This window comes from Microcoleus sp. POL10_C6 (assembly GCF_036701585.1).
Taxonomy (GTDB): Bacteria; Cyanobacteriota; Cyanobacteriia; order Cyanobacteriales; family Microcoleaceae; genus Microcoleus.
The window spans coordinates 1-3,737 of record NZ_JAUBRB010000122.1; the positions used below are offsets into that span (position 1 = coordinate 1).

The following is a 3,737-nucleotide window of genomic DNA, read 5'->3' on the forward strand; positions in this document are numbered from 1 at the left end:
TTAATTCCGGCACTGTCTTCTCCATGTGCCTCACCTTATCAGATTTTTTGGGTTTTTGCTACCCCCGTGAACTTCTATCCTGTACCCCTACGGGTTTGTCGAAATTCTCCGCTTAAAACAGATATAGCTTTGTAAGTGCCAACCAGTACGACAGGTAATCCAATCGTATTGATTAATTGGACAAAAAAGTTCAGCATCTTGCTAGAACCGCCACTTTTAGCTTGACTGAGGTGTTGAATTTCATCAATAACCAGCACGCCAATCGAGTGCAAAGAAGCGACAAGCGCCATGCGAGGTAATAGTTCGTCTACAGTTTTGCGCCCACCCGCATAATTGTCGTAGTAACGAGTTCCTAACAAGTCATCTACAGCTTGGAAAAAGTTTAAGCATAGCCCTTTAATAGAGCCATCAAAGGGGCAATCTAACTTGAGCCAAACGATTTGGGTAAAACTGAAATTATTGTCACAGTAACGATTGTGGAGAATAACCTGTGGATACAGCGACAAAATTGCCTCAATAGAAGTGGTTTTACCCACTCCACTAATTCCAACAATCGTGAACCCTGTAGCTGTTGAACGCGAAGGTTGACGGGTTGTTTTTAAAGATTGAATCCTGGCGTGAACATCTCCCCAAAATCCTGCTACTGCTGGATTTCGTGCCTGATATCCCACTCGGATCATTCGCGAGAATCGCTGCTCTAAATCAAAGTGAATAGGCAGTGGTGCAAAGAACTGGAGTGCGTTCTGGATTAAATGCAGACGAAGGTGAGCAGGCATACTGCGTTGTTCTTTGTCATATTCAGGGTAATACGCCAATAGTTCTGCCGTTTCATCCTGTATTAGGATAGGTGGAAGGGCTTCAATCAGGGGATTACCCTGGTAGTTAGGAATACCAGGAGCGCAGTAAGTTGCTTGTTCAACCCTGCCTTTCCCTACTAAGAGAGAAGGAATATGCTGATTACTATTCATCGTCACTCCACATCTTTGGACGCAGTTTACGCAATTTGTTAATTAACTGAGATTTAGGTACATGGGAAGAATCTATTTCAATTGTCGTATTAGTTGGTTCATTTGTTTCAACATCTTGATTGGACTGGTTGACAGCCTTTTCTGTTTCATTTATGTCTGTTTTTTCGCTTGGTATTATTAACGGAATAACTTGTCCCGGATTGTTTATAGATTCGTCTCTTCCTAGTTGCCAACCTTGAGTCTCTCGTTCCATCTCTCGCTCTTCTTTGCGATTTTGTCTAATTCCCTTGATACGCGAGCGTTTACTTGGTTTTTCTACAGCATTTAAAGTTTCGGAAGTTTGCTCTGTTGCCTGAGTAATAATTGCTTCTATCTGAGCATTTAAAGTAGCTTGAGATTGTTGTTTACGGCTTATAGCTGTGTCTTTAGAGTGTTTTCGCAACTCAAAGTAATCCACAGCTTCATACCAGTCCCGACCGCGAAATGTTTTTTCTGCATCTACAAGGTAGCAAGGTTCAATCCGTCGCCCATCTTCGAGTCGAAGGTAAATTGTATCTAGCTTGCGAGGATCGCAGGCTATAGTAATTCTCCAACTTCCTCTTTCCCTAGCTCTGATGAACCACTGTTCTTTCAGTGCTAAATCACAGGAGTAAAACAGCCCTTCAAAGCGAATACCCCGATATGTGACAGAAGCCTCTGTTGTTCGCAGAAGATTGAGTTTAAGAATCTCAGGGGAAACTTTTCTTAGATGTCCAGCTCGGTTACGAATTCCCCAATTCCACAGATCAATGGGATAGGGTTCAACATAATCTTGAATCATGAACTCGTCCATTCGATACCAGTCCATGCGGTGATCTTTATTATGATCGAGGACGGTGAGACTCATTAGCTTACGGAACTGATGTAAATCTAAAACTGCATCAAGTCGATAGTCTGCATCACCACGTTCATGAGGTTTATAAACTGCGCCAGGAACCCAATGAATCACTTTATCGTTGCTAAGGCGAAAGTTACGCTCGATGATTCCTTTCCAGTCTGCCCTGTATGGTGGTGTATTTGAAACTCTTACATTTAAAGAATTCACCAAGTTGTCAGCGTTGTAGCCTTCCAATTCTCCTCTGTCTGCCAAAATCATCTCAGGCAGATGATGACTAGGCCAATCCTCGTCAGAAATCTCAATTCCATATTCTCGGCAGAAACTAACTTTATCACTAGCTGTGTTCTCTAATGCCTGCATAGCACCTACCCAACTAGGGCCCTCTAGGGTGACGCTAATACCAACAATGAGACGACTAAATACATCAATAACAACATAAATAACTGGTCGCCCAATGATACGGCTACGGTCTAGCGAACTAACTAAGTAAATGTCGCCAATTGTGGCATCAATCTGATAAATTGACCCTGGGCCAAACGCCATCTGAGTTGAATCTCCTAAAACTTCACGATGACGCAGATTGTATCGACGCTTACCCTCCCGTGTAGATAGAGCTTGAGTTAAGTTTTGCTCTTTTTCATACCAGTAACGAAACTGCCCAAATGTTGGAAGTTCCTGAGATGGAGGAAGAAATGGCACTAGAGTCCCATCAGGGAGAAGATCGTAACCTTTATGAAAAAACTTTTCCAGCGTTTTCTGATAGGCATCCTGCAAAGTTCTGCCGTCTGAATTTTCATAGAAAAGCTTAATTCCGCGAATCAACTTCTCTTGTACATTAGTAGTGATATTAATGCCAGTTGATAAATTCGTGACTTTGGTAATTCTGCTAGGGCGACCACGCTTTCGTTCACTACTTTTTCGCTCTTTACCCTTTGCGCCACACTTATCGAAAAGGGGAAGAAGTGCATTTTTAGTTTGTCCTCCCTGCCAGTATCGCCTCAAGAACTTGTAGATAGTTTTTTTCGTCCACCCTGTTTGTTTCTCTAAAGCATTCAAGAGCTTTCCTCTTCCGTGCCCGTAGAAAATCTGTCCAGTTTTATCTTCAATTAGGGGCATAATTACTTCCCAAGCTGCATCTCTATGCTGGAGATGTTTCTTGGGGATACTGTCTTCTGATCGTAGTAATGTTGCGTAAGGATCTACCTCTAGGACCTGGGCTTCTCCAGAAGTAATCGCTGCTTCTAGATCCTTGCACTTCTGAAAAATGGGCAAGCTTTGAGGATTAAGAATTTCAATAAGGGCAGCATCAGTGCCAGATGAATCGATCCATAGTAAACGCTCAATCCACGAACCAGTTGCACTCTGCCACTCTATCAGCATATTGATGAATAAGTTCATCCAACCCCTCCGATTTCTTCAAGAGGTTCTAAAGAGGATAAGAGTACAAGCTTTTCACTAGGTCGAATAGGCTGAACCATATTTACCTGCCAAACTCGGTTAGCCAGCAAGTGCCGAACAACTAATAAGCTTAAACCTGGCGTAAAACCAAGTTGGTCGTCACAAATTGCTGCAATATCTGCTAAAGAATCTTTTGCCTGAAGCACCAATGGAGTCATTACCATTGTTATTCGGGTGATATCACTCTGTGGTAAGTCATCTAGGTCTAGATAAGGATGCAACCACTTAATATTCTCTGCAAGAGTTTTAGACACTTCACGTTCAGTAACAATTCCCCAATCAATGTTTCGCCTTTGCCAATAGCATCTTTCAATCTCCAACTTCTCCAGATTACGCTTTGACTGCAAATCCTGTGCATACTTAGGGTTTGCTGAATAATCGATCGCAAACTAAGAACAGGAGCTCACGATATATTCAAGCAGAGTTAAATATAA

3 protein-coding genes and 1 pseudogene are annotated in these 3,737 nt (G+C 42.4%); all 4 read right to left on the minus strand.

The genetic code is table 11. From position 1 onward, the window contains the following. Nucleotides 1–74: 74 nt before the first annotated feature. A complete protein-coding gene (locus tag QUA34_RS29800) occupies nucleotides 75–968 on the minus strand; it encodes an ATP-binding protein (protein ID WP_333391090.1) in 894 nt (297 codons plus the stop codon). Continuing rightward, nucleotides 961–3,243, minus strand: coding sequence for a Mu transposase C-terminal domain-containing protein (locus QUA34_RS29805; RefSeq protein WP_333391092.1), 2,283 nt, complete (start codon nucleotides 3,241–3,243; stop codon nucleotides 961–963). The genes QUA34_RS29800 and QUA34_RS29805 overlap by 8 nt, the downstream gene beginning before the upstream one ends. Further along, nucleotides 3,240–3,557: a TnsA endonuclease C-terminal domain-containing protein gene (locus tag QUA34_RS29810; protein ID WP_333391094.1), complete on the minus strand. Its 318-nt coding sequence runs from the start codon at nucleotides 3,555–3,557 to the stop codon at nucleotides 3,240–3,242. The genes QUA34_RS29805 and QUA34_RS29810 overlap by 4 nt, the downstream gene beginning before the upstream one ends. A gap of 18 nt (nucleotides 3,558–3,575) precedes the next feature. Further along, nucleotides 3,576–3,686 (minus strand): annotated as a pseudogene (locus QUA34_RS30325) (TnsA endonuclease N-terminal domain-containing protein); the annotation flags it as partial. Nucleotides 3,687–3,737: the final 51 nt, after the last annotated feature.

Coding starts and splice junctions, on each gene's coding strand:
- QUA34_RS29805 (WP_333391092.1), bottom strand. CDS start 3,243: ATGAACTTATTCATCAATATGCTGATAGAGTGGCAGAGTGCAACTGGT.
- QUA34_RS29800 (WP_333391090.1), bottom strand. CDS start 968: ATGAATAGTAATCAGCATATTCCTTCTCTCTTAGTAGGGAAAGGCAGG.